The organism is Ningiella ruwaisensis, from assembly GCF_004798935.1.
In the GTDB taxonomy this organism is placed as follows: Bacteria; Pseudomonadota; Gammaproteobacteria; order Enterobacterales; family Alteromonadaceae; genus Glaciecola; species Glaciecola ruwaisensis.
The window spans coordinates 101,770-126,470 of sequence record NZ_RAHT01000002.1 but is presented as its reverse complement, the minus strand read 5'-3'; the positions used below and the strand labels follow the sequence as shown (position 1 = coordinate 126,470).

At 43.5% G+C, this 24,701-nt stretch carries 19 protein-coding genes; 17 read left to right on the top strand and 2 right to left on the bottom strand.

The window, feature by feature from the left end:
* Window positions 1-25 precede the first annotated feature (25 nt).
* From iscA to D6V41_RS03955, 14 genes are all read left to right on the top strand, one after another.
* Window positions 26-349 carry an iron-sulfur cluster assembly protein IscA gene (iscA, locus tag D6V41_RS04020; RefSeq protein ID WP_136250196.1) on the top strand — a complete coding sequence of 108 codons (324 nt, stop codon included), beginning with the start codon at window positions 26-28 and terminating at the stop codon, window positions 347-349.
* 121 nt (window positions 350-470) lie between these two features.
* Window positions 471-995 carry a Fe-S protein assembly co-chaperone HscB gene (hscB, locus tag D6V41_RS04015; protein ID WP_241664420.1) on the top strand — a complete coding sequence of 175 codons (525 nt, stop codon included), beginning with the start codon at window positions 471-473 and terminating at the stop codon, window positions 993-995.
* Window positions 996-1,046: 51 nt separating this feature from the next.
* Entirely contained in the window at window positions 1,047-2,924 is a 1,878-nt protein-coding gene (gene hscA, locus D6V41_RS04010) for a Fe-S protein assembly chaperone HscA (RefSeq protein WP_136250195.1), read from the top strand.
* Between the two features lie 15 nt (window positions 2,925-2,939).
* On the top strand, window positions 2,940-3,278 hold the full coding sequence (fdx, locus tag D6V41_RS04005; protein WP_136250194.1) for an ISC system 2Fe-2S type ferredoxin: 339 nt from the start codon (window positions 2,940-2,942) through the stop codon (window positions 3,276-3,278).
* Window positions 3,279-3,430: 152 nt separating this feature from the next.
* The gene (gene ndk / locus D6V41_RS04000; protein ID WP_136250193.1) at window positions 3,431-3,862 is read left to right on the top strand and encodes a nucleoside-diphosphate kinase; all 432 of its coding nucleotides are present in this window, start codon (window positions 3,431-3,433) and stop codon (window positions 3,860-3,862) included.
* Window positions 3,863-4,040: 178 nt separating this feature from the next.
* Window positions 4,041-5,234, top strand: coding sequence for a dual-specificity RNA methyltransferase RlmN (rlmN, locus tag D6V41_RS03995; RefSeq protein WP_136250192.1), 1,194 nt, complete (start codon window positions 4,041-4,043; stop codon window positions 5,232-5,234).
* 56 nt (window positions 5,235-5,290) lie between these two features.
* A complete protein-coding gene (gene pilW, locus D6V41_RS03990; protein WP_136250191.1) occupies window positions 5,291-6,643 on the top strand; it encodes a type IV pilus biogenesis/stability protein PilW in 1,353 nt (450 codons plus the stop codon).
* A complete protein-coding gene (locus tag D6V41_RS03985) occupies window positions 6,636-7,799 on the top strand; it encodes a RodZ domain-containing protein (RefSeq protein ID WP_136250190.1) in 1,164 nt (387 codons plus the stop codon). Before pilW ends, D6V41_RS03985 begins: the two co-directional genes overlap by 8 nt.
* Before the next feature lie 46 nt (window positions 7,800-7,845).
* Entirely contained in the window at window positions 7,846-8,976 is a 1,131-nt protein-coding gene (ispG, locus tag D6V41_RS03980; protein WP_136250189.1) for a flavodoxin-dependent (E)-4-hydroxy-3-methylbut-2-enyl-diphosphate synthase, read from the top strand.
* Between the two features lie 123 nt (window positions 8,977-9,099).
* Window positions 9,100-10,371 carry a histidine--tRNA ligase gene (hisS, locus tag D6V41_RS03975; RefSeq protein WP_136250188.1) on the top strand — a complete coding sequence of 424 codons (1,272 nt, stop codon included), beginning with the start codon at window positions 9,100-9,102 and terminating at the stop codon, window positions 10,369-10,371.
* 188 nt (window positions 10,372-10,559) lie between these two features.
* On the top strand, window positions 10,560-11,198 hold the full coding sequence (locus D6V41_RS03970; protein WP_136250187.1) for a YfgM family protein: 639 nt from the start codon (window positions 10,560-10,562) through the stop codon (window positions 11,196-11,198).
* Window positions 11,188-12,411, top strand: coding sequence for an outer membrane protein assembly factor BamB (gene bamB / locus D6V41_RS03965; RefSeq protein ID WP_241664419.1), 1,224 nt, complete (start codon window positions 11,188-11,190; stop codon window positions 12,409-12,411). Before D6V41_RS03970 ends, bamB begins: the two co-directional genes overlap by 11 nt.
* 9 nt (window positions 12,412-12,420) lie before the next feature.
* A complete protein-coding gene (gene der, locus D6V41_RS03960; RefSeq protein ID WP_136250186.1) occupies window positions 12,421-13,866 on the top strand; it encodes a ribosome biogenesis GTPase Der in 1,446 nt (481 codons plus the stop codon).
* A gap of 40 nt (window positions 13,867-13,906) precedes the next feature.
* Window positions 13,907-14,281, top strand: coding sequence for a PH domain-containing protein (locus tag D6V41_RS03955; protein ID WP_136250185.1), 375 nt, complete (start codon window positions 13,907-13,909; stop codon window positions 14,279-14,281).
* A gap of 76 nt (window positions 14,282-14,357) precedes the next feature.
* On the opposite strand, the gene D6V41_RS03950 is transcribed toward D6V41_RS03955, so the two are convergent.
* Both D6V41_RS03950 and xseA read right to left on the bottom strand, forming a co-directional pair.
* Window positions 14,358-15,536 (bottom strand): hypothetical protein, encoded by a 1,179-nt coding sequence (locus D6V41_RS03950; protein ID WP_136250184.1) that lies wholly within the window; start codon window positions 15,534-15,536, stop codon window positions 14,358-14,360.
* 145 nt (window positions 15,537-15,681) lie between these two features.
* Window positions 15,682-17,091 (bottom strand): exodeoxyribonuclease VII large subunit, encoded by a 1,410-nt coding sequence (gene xseA, locus D6V41_RS03945; RefSeq protein WP_136250183.1) that lies wholly within the window; start codon window positions 17,089-17,091, stop codon window positions 15,682-15,684.
* Between the two features lie 119 nt (window positions 17,092-17,210).
* On the opposite strand from xseA, the gene guaB reads away from it, so the two are divergent.
* The 3 genes from guaB (at window position 17,211) to D6V41_RS03930 (ending at window position 24,651) form a co-directional block, all read left to right on the top strand.
* Complete coding sequence (gene guaB / locus D6V41_RS03940) at window positions 17,211-18,680, top strand: IMP dehydrogenase (RefSeq protein WP_136250182.1); 1,470 nt, start codon at window positions 17,211-17,213, stop codon at window positions 18,678-18,680.
* A gap of 122 nt (window positions 18,681-18,802) precedes the next feature.
* Complete coding sequence (guaA, locus tag D6V41_RS03935; RefSeq protein WP_136250181.1) at window positions 18,803-20,380, top strand: glutamine-hydrolyzing GMP synthase; 1,578 nt, start codon at window positions 18,803-18,805, stop codon at window positions 20,378-20,380.
* A 161-nt stretch (window positions 20,381-20,541) separates the two neighbouring features.
* Window positions 20,542-24,651, top strand: a complete 4,110-nt coding sequence (locus D6V41_RS03930; protein ID WP_136250180.1) for a hypothetical protein — start codon at window positions 20,542-20,544, stop codon at window positions 24,649-24,651.
* Window positions 24,652-24,701 lie beyond the last annotated feature (50 nt).

The following is a 24,701-nucleotide window of genomic DNA, read 5'->3' as shown; positions in this document are numbered from 1 at the left end:
CCTGCGTCGTATGTAGGAGATAATAGTGAGTATTACCGTAACTGAATCAGCAGCGCAGCGCGCCCGAACCTTTCTTCAGAACAGAGGAAAAGGCCTGGGTATTCGTTTAGGCGTCAAAACAACGGGCTGTTCAGGGCTGGCTTACGTACTTGAGTTTGTTGATGAACTCAACCCTGATGACACCGTGTTTGAAGATAACGGTGTAAAAGTCATTGTAGACGGTAAAAGTTTGGCCTATTTAGACGGCACAGAACTTGATTTTGCGAAAGAGGGTCTGAATGAAGGCTTTCAGTTCAAAAACCCTAACGTCAATGGCGAGTGCGGCTGTGGCGAGAGCTTTACTGTTTAACAGCAAGTAATTTTCCAAACGCTATTGCTTAGCTCTGCGTGACTCACGTTCTGTAGTTTTTAATAGATTAATAGCGATATCCTGTTTATTTTCATAATTTAAACGAAAAGGGCTAAACGAAGTGATCACGAATTATTTTGATTTGTTCAATTTACCTGAGCAATTCGACATTGATTTACAAAAACTCAAAGCCCAATATCAATTGCTTCAAAAAATTACTCATCCAGACCGCTTCGTTAACGCCAGCGATCAGGAAAAGCGACTCTATCTGCAGAAGAACGCGCAGGTTAATGATGCCTATTCTGTGTTGCAATCACCGGTTAAACGTGGAGAGCACTTACTTAGTTTACGCGCTTATAAATTAGCGGATGAACAACAAACCATGGGAGATACCGATTTTTTGATGCAACAGATGCAGCTCAGAGAGCAACTGGCCGAGGCAGAATCGTCCAGTGACTTTGCGGCACTTGAATCTGACATAAACGACCTCACAACACATTACATTGAACAAGTTAGAAGTCAGCTTGCTACGCAAACAGATGATGCAAACCATCAAGCTGCACAAACGCTTACAAAGCTTAAGTTTTTACTTAAATTAGAGTCGGAAGCGCAACTTAGAAAAGAACAAGTTTTAGAAGATGACTGAGCGCTTAAATCGATCAAATCACGCATTAAACGAATAAATAAAGGGTAAGTCATGGCATTACTGCAAATTGCAGAACCTGGACAAAGCGCAGCACCGCACGAACGAAAAATAGGTATAGGTATCGATTTGGGTACTACCAACTCTTTAGTGTCGGTTGTGCAAAGCGGCGAAGCAAAAACCATTGTTGATGAAAACGGTCAGCATCTATTGCCCTCGGTCGTGCGTTATTTGCCTGATGCAGTGCAAGTTGGTTCGCTAGCCACTGCAGCTGCAGTAAAAGATCCACAAAATACAATTGTGTCGGTGAAGCGCTTCATGGGTCGAAGTGTGCAAGATGTAATAAGCACCTGGAACGAGTTGCCTTACGAATTTGAGAATCAAAGCGGTAATCCGATATTTAAAACGGCGCAAGGCGCTAAAAATCCCGTTCAAATTTCTTCTGATATTCTCAAAGCGCTGAAAGATCGCGCCGAAGCCGCACTAAATGATGACATTACCGGCGCGGTTATTACTGTTCCTGCCTATTTTGATGATGCGCAAAGACAAAGTACAAAAGATGCCGCTCAGCTTGCCGGATTAACGGTACTTCGCCTGTTGAATGAACCAACAGCCGCTGCCATCGCTTACGGATTAGATTCAAAAGAGAATACCGATGATAAGCAAGGTAGTATCGCTGTCTTTGATTTAGGGGGCGGCACGTTTGACGTATCCATCCTTACTTTAAATAAAGGCGTATTTGAAGTATTGGCCACCGCGGGTGATACTGCGCTAGGTGGTGATGATTTTGACTTGGCAATTGTAAAAGATATAGTTGAGCGCTTGTCGCTAAGTGAAAAAGACAGTAAAGCTCACCATCGTGCCTTAATGGATGCAGCAAAACAGATAAAAGAGCATCTTAGCGATAACGACAGCTTTGAAAAGCAGTTAGCGCTTGGCGATAAAACGCACGCCTATTCTCTGACAAAAAAACAATTTGACGCCTTAATAGACGCCTTAGTTGAGAAAACCATCAAAACCTGTAAGCGCGCCTTAAAAGATGCAAAGCTGAATATTGATGACATTAGCGAAGTGGTAATGGTAGGTGGTTCAACGCGCGTTCCTCTAGTGCGTCAAAAGGTTGGTGCGTTTTTTCAAAGCGATCCGCTTACCAGTATTGACCCGGATAAAGTCGTCGCCATAGGGGCTGGCATTCAGGCGGATATTTTGGTAGGCAATAAACCTGAGTCCGATATGCTTTTGTTGGACGTGCTGCCTTTGTCTCTAGGCATTGAAACCATGGGCGGACTAGTGGAGAAAATCATTCCCCGAAACACCACTATCCCCGTTGCTAAAGCCCAGGAATTTACAACGTTTAAGGATGGGCAGACGGCAATGATGGTGCACGTGCTTCAAGGCGAGCGTGAGCTCGTTGAACATTGCCGGTCTTTGGCCAAATTTGACTTGACTGATATTCCTCCCATGGCAGCTGGAGCGGCCCACATTCGGGTGACGTTTCAGGTTGATGCAGATGGCTTGCTAAGCGTAACTGCTATGGAAAAATCCAGCGGCCAGCAGGCACATATTGAAGTAAAACCCTCATACGGCTTGGAAGAAGCCGAAATTCTTGACATGCTTTCTTCTTCGATGGCCAATGCGCAGGAGGATATGCAAACACGCATGCTCAAAGAGCAGCAGGTGGAGGCTCAGCGGGTGTTAGAAGGAATGCAAAGCGCACTAAAGGCTGATGGGGATGAGCTCTTATCAAAAGATGAACGAGCTGCTATTGACTTTAGCTTGCAGCAGTTGGAAAAACTGATGCAAAGCGATGATACACAAGCAATAAAATCGCAAATTGAGAAAGTAGATGCCATCAGCCAGGCTTTTGCAGCAAGGCGCATGGATAAATCTATTCGAGAAGCATTATCAGGTCAGTCTGTATCTGACCTTTAAAATTGGGACTTGCATATGCCACAAATAATATTTTTGCCACATCCTGAACTCTGCCCAGACGGAGCGGTATTAGAAGGTGAAACCGGCACAAGTGTATTAGACACCGCGCTTAAAAACGGTATTGGCATTGAACATGCCTGCGAAAAAGTGTGTGCTTGCACAACGTGTCATGTCATTGTCAGAGAGGGTTTTGATTCGCTGGATGAATCTGATGAGTTAGAGGATGACTTATTAGATAAAGCCTGGGGGTTGGAGCCTGAGTCACGCTTAAGTTGTCAGGCAATTATCAAAGACGAAGATTTGGTGGTAGAAATACCGAAATATTCAATTAATCATGCTTCTGAGCAGCATTGATAAAAATTTGATTGGGCTTTTGCCGCGAAAGTGCATATAATCGCGCGCCTACTTTTTGTTAAATAAAGCACAGCGAACAGCTGAAGCTTTCTTCAACAAACAAAACGAATTTAAATAACTGATTTAAACAACTTAAACGACAGGATTTGATTATGGCTTTAGAACGCACGTTTTCAATTATCAAACCAGATGCAGTTGCTAAAAACGCAATCGGCGCAATTTATAATCGCTTCGAGAGCGCTGGCTTGCGTATCGTTGCGTCTAAAATGCTTCACCTAAGCAGAGAAAAAGCGGAAGGTTTTTACGCGGAACACAAAGAGCGTCCTTTTTTTGGTGCACTCGTTGACTTTATGACATCTGGCCCGGTAATGGTTCAGGTGCTTGAAGGTGAAAATGCAGTGGTTAAAAATCGCGAAATTATGGGTGCAACTAACCCAAAAGAAGCTGCAGCCGGAACGCTTCGTTCTGATTATGCCGAGTCAATTGATGAAAATGCGGTTCATGGCTCTGATGCGCCAGAATCCGCTGCGCGAGAAATAGCGTATTTCTTTTCAGATGAAGAGATTTGTCCGCGCACTCGATAAAAATTTAGGTGCGTCACTACGTTTTGTAGTTAAGGGAGCAATTGCTCCCTTTTTTTGCTATATTTTTGTAGGTTTTGTTGGCCACTTTTGCCTCTCAATACCTGAAAATTATATTTTGCCGCTGTAACAAGCTTGGTGTCTATTTTTAAAGCGTCACCATTAAAAAAAGGTAACGAACATGACTGCTGTAACAATCACTCCTGCCAACGACGTACAAGCGTCTGACAGTCCTTCACAATTAAACGCGAATAAAACAAAAAAAATCAACCTGCTGAACTTTAATCGTGAGGGTTTGAGAGACTACTTTGCCTCAATTGGTGAGAAGCCTTTTCGCGCCGATCAACTGATGAAGTGGATTTATCAGGCAGGGGAGTCAGATTTTAATAAGATGACAAACCTCAACAAAGTTTTGCGGGCAAAATTAAACGAGCATTGTGAAATCAGAGCACCCGAAATAAGCGAGTTTCAGCAGGCTAGCGATGGCACAATCAAATTTGCCATTATGCTAGATGGCGGGCAAGAAGTAGAAACGGTGTGGATCCCCGAAACTGATCGCGCAACCTTGTGTGTTTCGTCACAGGTAGGATGTGCGCTTGAGTGCACTTTCTGCTCAACCGCACAGCAAGGATTTAATCGAAATCTAACCGTAGCGGAAATCATTGGGCAGGTTTGGCGCGTCGCTACCTTTATTGGCATGTCTAACGATACCAGTAAACGACCCATTACCAATGTTGTAATGATGGGTATGGGTGAACCCTTATTAAATTTGAAAAACGTCGTCCCTGCCATGGATATCATGTTAGATGATTTTGGCTTTGGTCTGTCAAAGCGACGAGTGACACTATCCACATCAGGTGTAGTGCCTGCCCTTGATAAATTGGGCGATCAAATTGATGTTGCTCTGGCGATTTCCTTACATGCACCCGACAACAAACTTCGCGATGAAATTGTACCGGTCAATAAGAAATATCCCATTGAAGAGTTTTTGGCCGCTGTGCGTCGATATTTAGCGAAATCTCGCGCTAATCAAGGTAAGGTTACTGTTGAGTACGTAATGCTCAGCCACATTAATGATAGTACAGAGCAGGCGCATGAATTGGCGAAGGTGTTAAAAGATACGCCGAGCAAAATTAATTTAATTCCATTTAATCCATATCCCGGCTCGCCCTACACCTGTTCAAGTAATTCGCGCATCGACAGATTCGCAAAAGTCTTAATGAACTATGGCTTTACGGTGGTAGTCAGAAAAACGCGTGGTGATGACATTGACGCCGCTTGTGGTCAATTAGTAGGTGATGTTGTTGACCGGACAAAACGTTTGTTAAAAAAACAAATGCAAGGTCAGCCAATTTCAGTCAAAATGACTGAATAATATAAAAAAAATGCCGATACGCTATCTGATATTGAGTGTTTAAGGAGCGAGTTTCCATGTTGAGGGTTTTAATTCTTGCGATAGCGCTGCTTGGTTTGAGCGCCTGTGTGTCTGAGCCAAAGGATCCTTCCTTTATAGGCGCACGCGCATTTGATCCGGACGAGGCAGCGAAAACACGAGTCAGTCTTGGTCTTACCTATTTAAAAAACGGTAATTTTAGCCAGGCAAAATTTAATTTGGACAAAGCGCTGGAGTTTGCACCACGAAGCGGGCAGGCACATTACGCTATGGCATTTTACTATCAGCAGGTAGAAGAAACCGCTCGTGCTGAAGAAAGTTACGAGCAAGCGTTGCGTTATTCTAAAAACGACCCTGACGTATTAAACAGCTACGGTGCTTTTTTATGTCAACAAAGTAAATATGAAGAAGCAAAAGGCTACTTTCTCAAGGCAGTGAATGACCGAAACTACGTCTCTACAGCGGAAACATACGAAAATCTGGCAATTTGCAGCCAATCACAAGGCCAAATCGACGAAGCTATTCAATATTTTAACAGCGCTCTAAATCACCAGCCCACCCGTCCAAAAAGTTTGTTTTTGCTAGCCAACTTATACGCTTCCGAAGAACGATGGGAAGATGCCAAACGCACCTTATTTAAGTATGAGCGAAATAATCAGGTGTCTCCCGAAACCTTGTATTTGCAAATCCAGATTGCACAGGGCATGAATGATACGAAAACGGCAGTAGGTTACGGGGAAATATTAAAATCGATGTACCCTGACCATCCAAACACCAAAGCTTATTTAGCAAATATGGGTAAATTTAAGCCAGCCAGCACAATCACTCGAAAGCAGCGTGAATTCCAAGTAGCACCTGCCGAGCAGATGAAAGAAGAAGAAAAGTTACTCGAAACGCTCTCTAAAACCGAAGCGCAAGTTGAGGGTTCTGTTGAAGCTGAGAGCGTTGCTGAAGTTGAGGACTCTATTGAAGTTGAAGACTCTACTAAAGTTGAAGACTCTGTGGAAGACGCCGCAATAGTTGCAGAAGAACTCAGTGCTGATACTTTGGCTGAAAAGACTCAGGAGCAATTTGAGGATGCAGCGCCAGAATTTAAAGAAACAGCGCCTGAGTTAGATGACGTATCAGAATCCGACGCTTATGAGAATGTGGTGAGCGAAGCGAGTACGCAAGAGGCGGAAGCAGACAACGCTGTTTTAGAATTGAGTATGAATCAAGAAGCGGAAGATGATGCCTTTCACATCGTTCAACCAAAAGAGAATTTGTATCGTATTTCAATACAGTACAACGTTAAGATGGATAAAATAAAAGAATGGAACGGTTTGGGTGAAGATGATTCCATCATAATCGGACAAAGATTGAGGGTAAGGGCCCCTGACGCAGATGAATGAACAAGAAGTAGAAGCTAGCGAAAAAGGTGCTGACGCAAATACTGCGTCAAATACACCTGGCACAATACTCAAGCGTACCAGAGAAGCGCAAGGGCTGACTCAGCAACAGGTCGCTGACAGGCTTCATTTGCGCCTAAGTAGCGTTCAGGCAATCGAAAGTGATGGGGTCGAACAAGGCGTTTCGATAACGTTTACGAAAGGCTACGTGCGACTGTATGCAAAAATGCTTGGGCTTGAATACGAACCCTTGCTGCGGGAATTTGATAAAATTCATCAGCGAGACCAGGCCCCGGCCAATTTGCAGAGCTTCTCGAAGCGAGTGGCACGCGAAGCTAACGATTCTCGATGGAATTTAGTGACATATGTCATTGTTTTACTGGTGATTGGCTCGGTTGTTTTATGGTGGATTGATTACTCTAATTTTGACTTCAGCTCTTCAGATAATGGGATGAGTCAGGACAACGCGCAAATAGACATTCCTGAAAGCAGTGTAAGTGAAAGAGATGAGGGACAGTCTCTGCTTAATAATCTATCCGGCAACGCAAGCGGCGAAGTTAATGGGAATTTAGAAAGTAATGCCGCCCCCGCTATCACTGAAGATCAAGCACGAAGAATCGATGAATTAAACGCAGATGCTGGTCAATCCATTGACGGGCAGGAAGGCGATATCATTAATCAGGCTGGGCGCATTGTCGAAGATACTGAGCAGGCATTAGATGATGTCAATGACGATATGAACCAATTGCTCGAGCCCCCAAGCTCTGTTATTGCGGATAATGACTCTAGTAATAATACTGCAAATAGCGCTAGCGCGCTAAACGATAGCGCGAATTCAGACGCAGAAGGCAGCGAAAGTCGGCGGAATAACTTTGTACCCGATCCAAACGCCCCTTACACAATAAATAGCGATGGCACGGTAAATATGGTCTTCACATTTGAGGATGATGTGTGGGTGAGCGTAAAAGACGCAGATGATGAAACCATCGCAATTGGCGTAAAAGTGAAGGGACGAGTAATGGAAGTATCAGGTTTTCCTCCCATTAAAGTTATTTTGGGTAAGCCGCAATTTGTTTCCGTGAATTTTGGTGGGCAAGAAATTGACATGACTCAATTTCCTGAAGGCCGGTCTGCTAATTTTGAACTACCACTTGAATGATATGCAAGTATTCAATTACAAGAGATGATGCAAGAGATATTTAACGATGTTTGCTGAAAATCCAATTAAGCGACGAAAGTCAACGCGCATTAATGTTGGAACGGTGCCAATTGGTGATGGTGCACCCATTGCTGTTCAGTCTATGACAAATACCAATACCATCGATGTTGATGCAACCGTTGCCCAAATTAAACGTATTCAAGCCGTAGGCGGCGAAATCGTGCGTGTGTCTGTTCCTACAATGGATGCCGCTGAAGCGTTCAGGCAAATTAAGCAACAGGTGACGGTGCCACTAGTCGCCGATATTCATTTTGATTATCGAATTGCGCTCAAAGTTGCTGAATACGGTGTTGATTGCTTGCGAATAAATCCAGGTAATATCGGCAATATGGAGCGTGTCAGGTCCGTAGTAGATTGTGCAAAAGACAAAAATATTCCTATCCGAATAGGCGTGAATGGCGGCTCGCTTGAGCGTGATTTACAGGAAAAATATGGTGAGCCAACGCCTGAAGCTCTGGTTGAATCAGCCATGCGCCATGTAGATATATTGGATAAATTAAACTTTGATCAGTTTAAGGTTTCGGTGAAAGCCTCGGATGTCTTTTTAGCGGTTGGGGCTTATCGTTTGCTGGCTTCTAAAATTGATCAGCCATTGCATTTAGGTATTACCGAAGCTGGTGGAATGCGCTCAGGCTCCGTCAAAAGTGCAGTAGGCTTAGGGATGCTTTTAGCTGAAGGGATTGGTGATACCATCCGCATATCTTTGGCTGCCGATCCGGTCGAAGAAATTAAGGTGGGTTTTGATATTTTAAAATCACTGCGTATTCGATCGCGTGGTATTAACTTTATTGCCTGCCCAAGCTGCTCACGGCAAGAGTTTGATGTGATTGCTACCGTTAATGCGCTGGAACAGCGCTTAGAGGATATTATTACCCCCTTGGATGTTTCAATTATTGGCTGTGTAGTAAATGGGCCTGGTGAGGCTGAAGTATCTGATTTGGGCCTGACAGGGGCGCGTAATATGAGTGGATATTATCTGGACGGCAAACGCCAGAAAGAGCGCTTATCAAATGATGATTTAGTCGACCAGCTTGAAAAACGGATCCGCGCCAAGGCAGCTGCAAAAGCCGCTTTGATGAACGAAGAAAATCAAATAAAAGTGCAAGACCTGAGCTGAGTGCTCGCAAAAATGATAATCACCTATTCTGGTTTGCACGCTCTGACCTTGCATTTACCTGCGCGACAAAATCCTTATAATGGCGCGCTTTGTTTATCCTAATTAGAAAAGACTGAGATATCCGTGGCTAAAACGATTCAAGCAATTCGAGGAATGAATGATTGCCTGCCTGCGCAAAGCGGTATTTGGCAATTTGTTGAGCAGCATATTCGCGATCTGACCAAAAGCTATCATTATCAGGAAATTCGCACCCCAATTGTTGAAAGCACAGACCTGTTTAAACGCTCAATAGGTGAAGTGACAGATATCGTTGAAAAAGAGATGTATACTTTTGATGATCGCAATGGCGACAGTCTCACCTTGCGGCCGGAGGGCACTGCGTGTGCGGTTCGTGCAGGCAATCAACACGGTCTTCTTTATAATCAGCAGCAGCGACTATGGTACATGGGGCCGATGTTTCGACACGAACGCCCTCAAAAGGGGCGTTATCGGCAGTTCCATCAATTCGGTGTAGAGGCTTATGGGTTTGACGGGCCTGATATTGATATTGAAGTTATTCTAATGGGCGCTCGCTTGTGGAAAGCGTTTGGCATCGCAGACAAAGTCACCTTGCAAATAAATTCCCTGGGTAGCAACGAAGCTCGGGCAGCTTACAAAGAAAAATTAGTTAGCTTTTTAAAAAGTGTTGAAGACAAACTAGATGATGATTCCAAACGCCGTTTAAGTTCGAATCCTTTAAGAGTATTAGACAGCAAAAATCCCGATACGCAATCTGCGATTAAAGACGCCCCTCGCTTACTTGATCATCTTGATGAAGCGTCAAAACAGCATTTTGATATCTTATGTGAAAGACTTCAGAATTTAGGTATCGCATTTGAAGTTAACCCTTCTCTTGTCAGAGGTCTGGATTATTATAATCGTACTGTGTTTGAGTGGGTGACAGATATGCTTGGGGCGCAAGGTACCGTTTGCGCAGGTGGGCGCTACGACGGTCTGGTTGAGCAACTTGGCGGCAAGGCTACCCCGGCCGTAGGCTTTGCGATGGGGCTTGAGCGTTTGGTGTTGTTGATTGAAAGCATCAGCGATGACGCAAAATTTGAACCACGCGCAGACGTTTACATTACTGCTTTAGGCGATGCTTCCCAATGCAAAGCAATGGAGTTGGCTGAAACACTTAGAAGCGCTTGTCCCGGCGTCTCAATCCAGTTGCATTGTGGCGCTGGCAATATGAAAAAGCAGATGAAAAAAGCGGACGCATCCGGTGCAAAAGTGGCTGTTATCATTGGTGAGTCGGAGCTGCAAAATAATGCCTTTGGCGTGAAATATCTTCGCGAGGATAAGCCACAAAGTTCATTGGATAAAAACGCGCTGATTGCCTTGTTAAACGCTTTTTAAAAGCTTTTTAAAACCAAGTGCTGATGATAACAAACGATTTATCGCAATCTTTTATTTATTGATTAAAAATCGCAAGATCACTGGCCGCAAATACGATATACTTTGCGCCAATTTTTGCTCATTCCTTTTTGCAAAAATGTTTTGCAGAACAAAATAAGAAACGCGCACAGCGAGATGTAGAGGAATCAATGGAACGCTACGAAACTGAAGAACAACAAATCGAAGCCATAAAACGTTTCTGGAAAGAAAACGGCATGGTGATCATTTTAGGCGCAGTTATTGGCCTTGGTGGATTGTGGGGATGGCGCTGGTATAACGATAGCGTGATCAGTGCTAAAGAGGAAGCATCAAAAGCTTATCAGGCAAGTGTTGAACAATTTGCCGAAAGCGAAAGTACCGATGCCCTAATCGCATTCGTTGAAGAGAATAAAGATACTGCTTATGCCAAGCTTGCCTCGCTAATCGCTGCACAACAAGCGGTGGAAGCGGAAGATTTTGAACAGGCAAAATCGCATTTAAGTCTTGCTGCCGACGGCTCTAGCGAAGTTGCTGATGTTGCAAAACTGCGTTTAGCCAAAGTTCAGTTGCAGCTTGAAGAATATGACAGTGCAATCAGCACGCTTGAAAGCGTTAATGCAAGTGCGTTTGCCGACCAGGTGCAAGAGCTTAAGGGTGATATTTATTATATTCAAGGTAAATACGAACAAGCGCAAAGTGCTTACAATCAAGCGCTTGTTGAACTTCCTGGTGATCAAAGCATCCAAATGAAACTTGATAATATCGCTTATGCGAAAACGCAATCAGTGAGCAGTGATAGTGAAGAATAGCGTTACAATATTAGTGGCCATTTTATTGTTAAGTGGCTGCACCACGGTTTCGAATTGGTTTAAAGATGAAGAAGAAATCGAAATTCAGACTTTGCCCCCTCTACAGAACCAGTTCGAAAGCAAAGTTTTATGGGATGAGGAAGTTGGAGACGGCATCGATAATTACTTTTCCCGACTCCGCCCCGCGGTAGGATTCGGAAAAGTATTTGCAGCAGACCGTGAAGGTATCATAACTGCTCTGGATCCGGAAACCGGTGATACCATTTGGGAAATTGATGTGAGTACGAGAAGTACTCGTAGCTATATCGGAAATTTATACGGCTTATTTCCTGGTCGCGTTTCTGCGAAAGTCTCCGGTGGTTTAACCCTTGCTTCAAACACGCTTTATGTTGGAACAGAAAATGGCTTGGTTTACGCAATAAATCAGGAAGATGGTGAAATCAAATGGGTGGCTGACGTGCCAAGCGAGGTTATTTCAGCACCAGCGGTTGATGCAGGTATCGTCGTGGTTAATACCGTTGCAGGTATTCTCTTAGGCTTGGACTCTACTGACGGTAGCATCCTTTGGCAAACCGAATCAGACGTACCGCCATTAACCTTACGAGGCGCATCAGCGCCAGCCGCTGCAAACGGTGGAGCAATTGTAGGGCTTGCCTCAGGTCGACTTCGCGTCAGTATCATTGATAGTGGTTTGACAGCCTGGGAACAAGTTATCGCCAAGCCTGCCGGAGCCACTGAGTTAGAGCGTATCGTGGACGTTGACAGTGCGCCGGTAATTTTTGGTGGCAACATCTATGTTGTCAGTTACGGTGGTGCCTTATCCTCCGTTGAGCTACGAACTGGTCAAGTTGTCTGGTCGAGAGAATACGCAAGCTATCGAAATGTAACCATTTTCGGTAATCGTTTGTTTGTTACTGATAATAATTCCAATATTTACGCAATTGATCGTCGAAACGGTGTTGAGCTATGGTCATTTAGCGAGCTACGTCGTCGTAATCTGACTTCTGCTACTCCGGTAGGCGAATATATTGTTGTGGGCGACAAATTTGGCTTTTTACACTGGTTCACCCAAAGTGAAGGCGAATATGTATCGCGACTTGCCATAGGTGACGATGATCAGGACGAAGGGATTTACGTTGAGCCGGTTTATCAGGATGGCGTGCTGATTGTGCAAACGAGAGATGGCGTTATCAGTCGAGTTTCAGTCCCATAAAGGACATTTATGTTACCTGTTATTGCCCTGGTAGGGCGTCCTAATGTTGGAAAATCAACGCTGTTCAATCGACTCACACATTCGCGTGATGCATTGGTTGCAGATTTTCCAGGTCTCACGCGTGACAGAAAATACGGCCAGGCTAAGTACGAAGGTCGGCAGTTTATTGTAGTTGATACCGGTGGTATCACTGGAGATGAAGAGGGAATAGATGCTGCAATGGCTCAGCAGTCGCTTTTCGCGATAGATGAGGCGCACGTAGTACTCTTTTTAGTTGATGCAAGAGCTGGACTGACCCCCGCCGATATTGGCATAGCCAATCATTTGCGAAAGCAAAACAAAAGTATTCATGTGATAGCCAACAAAGTAGATGGTATTGATGGCGACAGTGAATCTGCAGACTTTTATTCGTTAGGATTTGAAAGTCTTTTTCAGATAGCCGCTTCGCAAGGGCGCGGTATTGCGCAGATGCTTGATGAACTGTTATCACCCCTGGCTCAAGACTTTCCCAACATGCTGCTTTCTGAAGAAGAAACGCATAATGAGGAAGATGCCGAGGCTAAACTGGCGCGCCTTCAAAGCCTTCCCATCAAACTTGCAATAGTGGGAAAGCCCAACGTGGGCAAATCCACGCTTACCAATCGCATTTTAGGTGAAGAGCGGGTTGTGGTGTACGACCTGCCTGGCACCACAAGAGACAGTATTTTTATTCCGATGCAACGAGATGATAGAGAGTATATTCTCATTGACACTGCAGGCGTGCGAAAGCGTAAGAAAGTATCTGACGCAATTGAAAAGTTCTCTATCGTAAAAACGCTACAAGCCATTGAAGAAGCGAACGTTGTTCTGTTGGTCATTGACGCCCGTGAAGGACTATCTGACCAAGACCTAAGTTTATTAGGCTATGTACTGAATTCAGGTCGCTCTTTGGTGCTAGCGGTGAATAAGTGGGACAATCTTCACAGCGACGTTAAAGATGACATCAAGCGAGAGTTAGACAGACGCTTGGGTTTTGTTGACTTTGCCCGTTTACACTTTATTTCTGCTCTTCATGGTACAGGCGTGGGGCATTTGTTTGAGTCAGTTCAAGAGGCCTACGCAAGTGCGACGCAGCGTATAAATACGTCTATGCTTACCGATATTATGGAAATGGCGCAAGCAGATCATCAGCCGCCACTTGTTCGCGGTCGACGAGTTAAGATGAAATACGCGCATGCAGGCGGATATAACCCCCCGGTTATCGTTATTCATGGAAACCAGGTTCACGACTTACCCGATTCATACAAGCGTTATTTGATGAATTACTATCGCAAAGCCCTTAAGATTATGGGAACACCTATCAAAATTGAGTTCAGGGAAGGGGCGAATCCTTTTGAAGGGAAAAAGAATCAGCTTACACTAGCCCAAGAGCGCAAACGCAAACGTCTCCTTTCTTTTCACAAAAAGAAAAAGTAAGATTTAGTTTGGCAATCATTATCCCAAAAAGGAAAGTACCATGGGTTTATTAGACGCTGTATTAGGCAACGCAAGTGAAGTTGACGTTAACGAAGTAGGTGCAGAACTGGCTCCTATTTTAGCCGACAATGAAAGCGTGACCAAAGCATACAAAATGGTTCGTGATTTGACGGTCTTTACTACCAAGCGGCTTATTTTCATTGACAAGCAGGGAATGACGGGTAAAAAAATTGATTATCTGAGTATTCCCTACAAATCCATTACGACTTTCAATATTCAAACAGCAGGCCGCTTTGATACCGACTGCGAGTTAAAGATATGGACCTCAGGCCGCGACCAGCCGATTGAATTAGAAGTGGCTGCTCGATACGCGCAAGACATGCAAAAATCCTTGGCAAACAATCTGTTTGCATAATACTTTTTGCGTAATCGTGTTTCCGTAATAGTGCATTGAGTCATGCTGTTAGCTTATTCAAAGCGCTATTGCTGTTTTATTTTTGTCGCATAGCACGCATAAATTCGCTTTCATCCGGCACTTCAATATCTGATAAGGAATCCTGGACTAATGCTAGCATCATCGATTTGGGCAAATTACCCGTTAATTTGACGAATTTATCGTGTTGAGTAAACAGAAATTGGGTGCTGTAAACAGGGTCAATGCTTGTTTCCAGCGCCACTTCCATCGCAAGCGCAGGTAATTGTCTATTGCCTAAATTTAATTTCGTGGTTTGAATATCTGAGATCATAAAGTCCTTAATATTGGCGTGCTCTATCAAGGCTTGTATTTGTGATTTTTCAATTAGCATTTCGTTAGTAACGCTATCCTCAAGGCTTTTCTCGCGGTGAACGAAAGGTGAAACCGGATAAACAGAAATATCCACTATGGCGTCTTCGTAGTCTGGGTGCACGTATCGAGTAATGCTTCCTTGCATCGGATCGTGATATAGCCCTTGTTCAAATTTCACAAAATCGCCAATTCGCTCAGGTAATTTTAGTTGTTCAAAATAGTTGCTGGCGCCCAGCTGCGCGTAGATCTTTTCAGCGGCTAAGATATCCTCTTCCTTTGCTCTGTCAATCCACTGACTAAGCATTATAAATGCAGTGTTTGTCAAAGCGTTAGTTTGTTCGGCGCTATAGTCTTGCCCTGAGATGCTTTGCTCAATATTAAAATCGTCAATTGGGATACCGCGCCAACTTGTGGTGATTTCCAAGCGAAGGATACTTGATGCTTCCTGCTCAAGGGTATCTTTGCTTAGAGACGGATAGGAAGAAAACAGGACTGCACTACTTATTAATACTTCGTATTCAGACAGCGCCAACGCTTCTTTAAGATCCAGAGCGAGATCGTGTTCAGACATTAAGCTGACTAAGGTGTTTGCATCTATAACATTCATATGACACTTATTTGATTGACAGTGCGCGAGTATGTCATCGCTCAACTGTGCGGCAAAGACGGGCCATTGATCTTCTAAAACGTCAGTTTCAAGTTCTTCAGATTTCGATGTGCCGGAGATAAATACAATTAAAAACAATAAGATAAAAGGCGAGCTTAGAGAATGTCTTATAGAAAAAGGAGAATGTGTAGACTGCTGACTTGCCTGCATGAAGCTAAAAATAGTAAACACCATATGTACTACGTCCACTGTAAATTTATTGTTATTCGTTAACATCAGGTTAGCATCGTCAAAAATACGACACAAATTTTACAAAATCAGCCAAATCAGGTGCTTACAAAATTGTGCGAAAATTTACGCTTATTTAATTTAATACCTTTGAGGGGACCATCAGCGGTTTTTCAAAAAGCGCTTTTGCGAGCTACTGGCGAGAGATTACTTTTGACCTAACTTCACCCTGATGAAATTTAGTCGTAATTATGTCGTTAGCTTTAAGCATATCTGCATCCCGAACGATTTCACCGTTTTGATAAGTAATGCTATAGCCACGAGATAGCGTTGCAAGTGGACTCACCGAATTGAGTAAATCAGCTTTAGAGGCAAGCTGCTCGGCATATTTGTCTATTAGAGCCTGCTGATATTTGTTTAGCTGTTTAAGCTTTTCATCCAATGTCGATTGCTTTGCTATTAAACTGGTACTTATATCTATTCGTTGAAATCGTTTGTCGATGGTGGCAAAGGCTAGCGTCTTTTCTTTTATTTCACTGGTCAGGGCTTTATTTAAGCGCTCGTTCAGTTGACTTAACTGCGACTTGGCCTGAGTGATGCGATGTTCTGGATGACTCAGCTTTAGGCGCCTTGATAAATTTAACAAAGCGTGTTGATGCTGGGAAAGAGAGCGCTGTGGATTGACGCGATTGAAATTAGCGAGAGCAATATCTAAGCGCTGGGCATTATGTCGGCCAAGTTGTTTGACAGATTGAAGCAAACGCTGCTTTAAAAGAGTAATGTTGCGTTTTAAAGCTTCGCTGTCTTTGCTTAGTGTTTCAGCCGCAGCGCTTGGCGTGGGTGCGCGCATATCAGCTACGAAGTCACAAATGGTCACATCCACTTCGTGTCCCACCGCAGAAACAATTGGCAAGTGAGAAGCGTAAACCGCCCGCGCCAGAATTTCTTCATTAAAAGGCCACAAATCTTCCAGAGACCCACCACCACGTCCAACAATCAATACATCGACTTCATTTCGCGCATTCGCTAGCTGTATCTGAGCAGCAATTGATGCCCCAGCACTTTCTCCTTGTACTATTGAGGGATAAAGAATCACTTCAATAGCCGGGTTTCTTCTGGCAAGCACATGTAATATATCGTGAATGGCTGCGCCTGTTGGAGAGGTCACGACACCTATTTTATTGACGTGTTCAGGGATCGGCTTTTTACGAGCCTGCTCGAATAAACCCTCTTGTTGAAGCTGGGCTTTAAGCGCCTCAAAGGCTTGCTTTAACTGACCAAGTCCTTCTGGCTCAATATGCTGCACAATTAGCTGATAATCACCTCTTGGCTCATATAGACTAATGTTGGCTCTTACCACTACTTTGTCGCCAGCCTTCGGTCTGAAGCTGGCGCGCTGATTCGCCCCTTTGAACATGGCTGATTTCACCTGAGCCTGGCTGTCTTTTAGCGTAAAATACCAATGTCCTGAGGCGGCTGCGACAAAATTACTGATTTCACCTGTCACCCAGACCAGGCCAATTTCGCTCTCCAAAACGCGTTTCGCGAAGCGGTTCAACTTACTGACGCTTAGAATACTGACTTGATTTGGTGTCGCAAACATCTCTTACCTAATCTTTTGAACATTTTCTTAAATCAATTTGTTGATTGTAGTTTACCCAGATATAAAAAAACACTACAATTGCACCGCAATTAAACCCCGACTAACACAGGTAAAATTGCATGTTGCGCATCGAAAAAGAAGCACTCACCTTCGACGACGTATTATTAGTGCCCGGGCACTCTACCGTTCTTCCTCATACTGCCAGTTTAAACACTAAACTTACGCGTAAAATTACACTTAATATGCCCTTAATGTCGGCAGCAATGGATACTGTGACAGAAGCCCCCTTGGCTATCGCATTAGCTCAGGAAGGCGGCATTGGCTTCATTCATAAAAACATGACCGCTCAGGCGCAAGCTGAGCACGTACTGCGCGTGAAAAAGTATGAGTCGGGCGTGGTACAAGACCCGGTGACTGTCAGGCAGGAAGCAACGATAGGCGACACGATCGCCATGAGTAAAAAACTGGGTTATAGCGGTTTTCCGGTTGTAGATGATAACAATAACTTGATTGGCCTGGTGACAGGACGTGACTTACGGTTTGAAAACAGGTTAGAAGAGCCGGTTCAAAAAGTGATGACGCCAAAAGAAAAGTTGGTAACGGTCACAGCCGATGCAAGTCCAGATGAAGTTATGGAGCTTATGCATGAACATCGTATCGAAAAAATCCTGGTTGTAGATGAAGATTTTAGACTAACGGGACTTATCACCGTAAAAGACTTTCAAAAAGCAAAAAATAAACCAAATGCATGCAAAGATTCAAAAGGGCGCTTGCGCGTGGGTGCAGCAGTGGGTGTTGGCGCAGGTACTGACGAGCGCATACGTCTGTTAGTCGAAGCGGGTGTTGACGTGTTACTGATCGACACATCCCACGGTCATTCTCAGGGCGTAATTGATAGAGTTACAGCCGTACGTAAAGAATATCCTGATTTACAGCTGATTGCCGGTAATGTCGCCACAGCAGAGGGTGCGAAAGCCTTAGCAGATGCCGGTGTAGACGCGGTAAAGGTGGGGATTGGTCCAGGGTCGATTTGTACCACGCGCATAGTTACCGGGTGCGGCGTACCGCAAATCACGGCTATTTCAGATGCCGTTTCTGCAGTTGATGATCTTGGTATTCCGGTTATTGCCGATGGTGGAATTCGTTTTTCCGGAGATATTGCCAAAGCAATAGCGGCAGGCGCAAGTTCAGTGATGGTTGGCAGTATGTTTGCCGGGACGGAAGAAGCGCCAGGAGACGTAGAGCTCTATCAGGGGCGTTATTACAAATCCTACCGTGGGATGGGTTCACTAGGCGCAATGAACCAAAGTCATGGTTCGTCAGACCGATATTTTCAAGATAGTAACAACGCGGAAAAGTTAGTGCCCGAGGGGATTGAAGGGCGCGTAGCCTATAAAGGCCCAATCGCGAATATCATTCATCAACAGCTTGGAGGTTTGCGCTCGGCCATGGGCTTGACAGGGTGTGCGAATATCGACGAAATGCGCAGCAAGGCAAAATTTGTCAAAGTGACCTCAGCGGGCATGGGCGAATCTCATGTTCACGATGTAAGCATTACGAAAGAAGCGCCAAACTACCGACTTGGTTAAGTCAGGCTAGAATCAGTTAAACGAAGTGAAAAGGCCAAGCCTGCTTGGCCTTTTATTTTTTGCTCAAGGTCTTTTTGCCTTCAGCTTGGTACGAGTTTTATTTATTTACTGGGAACACATACATGTCGGCGAATATTCATAGCCAAAAAATTCTTATTCTTGATTTTGGATCGCAATACACGCAGTTAATTGCCAGAAGGGTTCGCGAAATTGGCGTGTACTGCGAATTATGGGCCTGGGATGTGAGTGAAGAGCAAATTAAAGGTTTTGCGCCCGACGGTATTATATTGTCTGGTGGCCCAGAGTCAGTGCCTGAAGCAAACTCACCGCGCGCGCCGCAGTATGTTTTTGAAGCAGGCGTACCAGTGCTTGGTATATGTTATGGCATGCAAACCATGGCGTTTCAGCTTGGCGGAGCCGTTCAGGGTTCAGATTTGCGAGAATTTGGCTATGCACAGGTTGAGCTATTAACGGCAACCGCGCTTTTTGACAAAATCGAAGATGAGATTGGTGCAAATGGCAATGCTTATCTTGATGTTTGGATGAGCCATGGTGATAAAGTGAGTCAAATACCACCGGGCTTTAGCACTATTGCGCAAACGCCAAATTGCCCTCATGCAGCCATGGCAAACACTGAAAAGCACTTCTACGGTGTTCAGTTTCATCCGGAAGTGACGCACACCAAGCAAGGGAAGCGTATGCTTGAGCATTTTGTCATGCAAATTTGCGCTTGTGAAAAATTATGGACGCCAGGTGCCATTATCGAAGATGCGGTTGCTCGTATTAAAGAGCAGGTGGGAGACGATGAAGTTGTGCTTGGCCTCTCAGGTGGAGTTGACTCCTCGGTTACCGCGATGCTTCTGCATCAAGCTATTGGTGAACAACTTACATGCGTCTTTGTCGATAATGGTCTATTACGTTTGAACGAAGGTGAGCAGGTGATGGAGATGTTTGGTGATCACTTTGGCTTAAACATCATAAAAATCGACGCGGAAGCGCGATTTTTAAAGGCGCTAGCAGGAGAGGCAGACCCTGAGAAAAAGCGTAAAATCATCGGCAATGAGTTTGTAAAAGTCTTTGATGAAGAATCGTCAAAGCTCACTAATGCAAAGTGGCTGGCGCAAGGAACTATTTACCCAGACGTCATTGAGTCAGCTGGCTCTGCTACGGGTAAAGCTCATGTCATTAAATCTCATCACAATGTGGGGGGCTTACCGGAGGACATGAATTTGGGCCTGGTAGAGCCGCTACGCGAACTATTTAAAGACGAAGTGCGTAAAATCGGGCTCGAGTTAGGTTTACCTTACGATATGCTCTATCGTCATCCTTTCCCCGGGCCTGGATTAGGCGTGAGAGTTCTTGGCGAAATTAAAAAGGAATACTGCGATCTACTGAGACGCGCCGATGCTATTTTTATTGAAGAGCTGCATAAAGCAGAGCTTTATCATAAGGTCAGTCAGGCATTTACGGTGTTTTTGCCGGTTCGTTCGGTTGGCGTGATGGGCGACATGCGAAAATATGATTGGGTGGTTTCGCTTCGGGCCGTCGAAACCATTGATTTTATGACGGCACATTGGGCGCATTTACCCTACGACTTTTTAGGAAAAGTATCTAACCGAATCATTAATGAAGTCGATGGTATTTCTCGTGTGGTTTATGACGTTTCGGGCAAGCCGCCGGCAACCATTGAATGGGAGTAGGGGACACACCTCAGGCTTTTGACGCTTGATAAATATAAAGGCGTTGAGGGCGAATTTATAAAACTTGAGCGACAAGCAAATTCACGGACTTACTAAGACTGTGAGTTTGTTCGTTTTTTGTGCTATGTTTTTAAAAACACATCAACAAAAACAGCTCGTGCATGCAGTTAACTGATCAGGAAAAAGAAGCTTTATCACTGCTTTGTGCAGGGCAACCGGTAGTTGGTTCAAAAACAAGCGATAAAGAAAAAGCTTTCCATATTCGTTCGTCGTTTTTTCGAACCTTGTTACTGCAACTTCCCATAGAAGGAAAAGTTTATAGTCTTCCCAGGTGCGGTATAAAACTGGAAAATGTTTTTTTCCAAGGCAGACTGCAGCTCGATGAAATGACTGGAGTTGGGCATGATGCTTTAACTTCGCTCACCTTTAAACGCTGCTGGTTCGAAGGTGGCCTTTCTGCTAATAATACAAATTTACAGAGTTTACGGCTTCACCATTCCTGTTTTAATACTCCGAAGTCATCAATTCCCTCCATATGTCTAGATAATTCAAATATAAAAGGCACCTGTAATCTATCTAACATTTCAGGCTTCGATTCACAGCAATACTGTCGTGTAAGCGCCAGAAACTGCAAGATTGATGGCAGCTTACTGCTGACTGACTCTCATCTTTTAAGCGAGTTTAGAGAACATAAGCCCACCAAAGCATCTTTTTACTATGCTTTAAATCTCTCAAATGCAGAAATAAAAGGCGATATTGAAAGTAAGCTGGGTTTATGGGCCAATGGCGGTATATCCTTGAAAAATGCAAAGATAGGTGGTGACATTTGGTTATTAGGTGCACGACTTGATGCTCGCGAAGAATATGCGTTAAATCTTCAAGGAATGCACTGCAAGGGAAGTTTAGTAATAAGGCCGGTATATGAACGGGAAAAAAACTTTTCTTTTTATTCATATCTACACGGTCCCATTCATGCTTACTCTATGAAGGTCGATGGCGGATGCTATATAGAAGGTGTTTACCTTGGTAAGCACCCCTTTGCAGCTGTAAGAAATCAAAAACGTTTTTCTATTGGGGCGAGCAAGAGCGTAATTGGCGATTCACTTGTTATCGCTCATTATTTTTTACCTAACGCTAAAATCGTTCGGACTGTCATTGAAGAAAATGCGATTTTTGAGTCTGCGACAGTGAATGGATTGGTAAATTTTATCGGTGTTAAAGTCAATGCTTCCATAAATATGAGCAAGTGTAGCATCGGTGGAAAAGTGACTTTCACTGGGGTAAAAGGTGATGAGTATTTTATGTCTGAGATTTCTGGCGGCATGCACTTAAATTCAAGTGTTTTATCCGCTACCTTATCTCTTTTTGGTGTATCAATAGAACAAGATTTGGATTTAGTAGACTCCTACGTAAAGGGCTATATATTAATTAGAGGGCTGTTTTTTGATAATGACGAAAAACCTTATTTTCCATCCCTTATTAACAGAAACCTGCTCCTATCTCGTGCGTGCATCAATAGTTATGTCAGTCTATTGGGGGTAATAGTAAAGAAGCGTTTCAGTGCTTATTATGCAGAGATTAAAGGCAACATAGAGTGTGGTAGTGAACTTACTATTTCTCTTGAAAACAACAGTATAAATAACTACTGCTTTTTCAGTGAAGATGTATTTCTCGATAATGCGGTGGTAGATGGCTCTCTTATTTTTGAGAGTATTCGCGTTCAGGGAAGCTTAACAGCAAATTATTCGAAAATTTGCAAAAACGTCGTATTTTCCAGTAAAAGTACGCAGATCAATGAACGCAGCGAAATTGGCGGGGGACTGTTTTTAGGCGCGGCAAAGATAGGTGGCTGCGTATCGCTAAATGGATTAACAGTTGATATTAACGAGCATCCAAGTAAACGAGGCATCTATCTGAAAATGTCTGAGGTCGAAGGATATGTAGAGCTCGTAAATATCAGTTTAAAAACGCAATTTGATGCCAGCTACGCAAAAGTTGGCAGCGATATCACTATCTCTCTTGCTACAGAGCGCAATAGCTTCATTGAAAGTGATTACCCTAATTTGTTGCTGAAATACATGGTTGTTCAAGGACATCTTAAAATCATGGCATCTGCCCATTTGATTGATATCGAATTGAGCGAAGTAGCAAAGAATGTTCAAATTCTGGGCGAGGTAAGAGACAAATTAATAGGAAAAGGGAGCACAATAGGTGGAGATTTTGAGTTAAACAGGATTGCAGTAAAACCCAAACAACAACAGGAACTTGAAGCTGATTCAGAAGGCAACAGACATATATTTAATCTATCAAATATGAATATAAACGGCGCTTTAAAAGTGCTCAAACGACAAGTCGCAAAAACAGAACAAGAAATCCCGGTTAAATCCTGGTTTAAAGCTCTGGATTGTTACCCAGATTACTTTTATGTCGAAACGCTGTTAAACCGTCCCGATGGTGGCTGGACAGTATCATTTTTAGTATCGCGTGATGCTTTTAATGACCATTTGTTGAATTCAACTATTCAACAAAACACGTATTTATTTAATACGCACTCGATTATTTTCCACGAATTGAACGCAGATGGGAAATTAGATATTAGTTCGAAGAGAAATGCGCAAGAATACATTAGATTGTTTTGTGGCAGTGTTTGGGGAGATGAAGGCGCATTTACCGTTGTCGAATCGTTAGATGAGTTACCATTACAGCACTTGGTAAAACATTCAAATATGCGACCAGAAAACATCATTGTTCATCCACTCAAGAATGTTGAATTAGATAGCCCTTTAGCTTCAGGTGCTAACCGTATCATTGGTCCGGAAGATAAGTTTTTATTTCGAGGTTTTATTTTTTATGGTTGCAGGCTATTTGAAAGTTTGATTTTATTAAAAAATAACGGAAACATCGAAATAGTTGAAGATATTCACCGAATGACTTTCGAAGAGGAAGTGTGCCCTCAGTTTTTGGTGCCTTTACGTGAATATAGAAAAGATTTAACAAAAAATTCAAACTTTGTGATATCTCCGGAAAACGATTTATCGGAGCTAAGCGCTGAGCAACAATTGCGTTTTCACCCTGTTGCTTTAAAACGTCTGGTTGACGCGCTTGCAAACAATGGACTAGCTAGCGCCGCTGTCGATTTATCAAACACAAAATGTAAAAACCTGGACGATAATGCAGGGCGAGATTGGGGAGCTAAGGTAAGTTTCAAACTGAGAAATTTTACATATGATAGCTTTGTACTAAGACAGGTAGGCACGCATAGAACATTTCTGCACCGAATAAGACAACATTCAATATGGCGAGCTAAATTTTTTCGGGCCAAAGTACTGCGATTTTCAGGCAAGTTGTTGTCACAACGCCAATCAGCAAAAATAAACAATTTAGGTAAGAAAATTCTGGAACACTCATGGTCTACCACTCCTATAAAGCCTCGATATGCGTCTGAACAAAACAAAAAAAGAATAAAGAGTCGCATCCATTGGCTGATGCGACAATTTGAGCTGAAGAAAAAGCCGAAAGTCGTTCGGATGATATTACAACTTTTAAATTTCATTCCGTTTATTAGCTTTTCGCTATATAAACGCCATGTAAACAGTGCCAATTTTTCCATTCAACCATTTAATGCCGCTTCAGCTGCGTTCCGGCGGGAAGGTGTGAAGGAGCTTGCAAGAGAAATTGATGTTGTTGCCAGATATTATGCTGGAATGACAAACGCGTCTGATTCTGGGGGCTTTGCTATTCTTCGCTATCCTCTGCATATTTTATATGGGCTCAGCTCAAAATTCGGACTTTCACCTATTTTAGTCTTTGTATGGATTTCTCTTATGATTCTCGTTGGCGGGATCATGACAAGCGTAGCTGCACACAAAGGTCTGTTGCAATCGCAAGTCCATAACTACTCTGCTTATGACAAATCTCAATCCGAGACAGTCTTAAATTATCAGAAGGTGAATGATGCGATGGGTGAATATTGTAGAGACAATTTATCACCTACCCTTTACGCTGCTGATAAGTTCATTCCTCTTATTAATTTGGGGCAGACTGACAGGTGTGCGATTTATCCGATAAAAATTAAGTCATCTATAATAAACATAGCCCCCCAAAGGCACAGCATTTTTGTTGATAGGATCAGTGCTTTTGTACCCAGTACAACGCGCTTCTGGGCTTGGTTTTATGCGGCTTATGTTTTATTGGGATGGGTTATGCTTTCGCTTTTTATTTTTACATTGAGTTACCGATTGATGAGCTACCGTTCTGAATCAAAGGACTGATTAAAACGTATTATTTCTTCTATATGAAGTAAGAGAAATTCGGAATATTA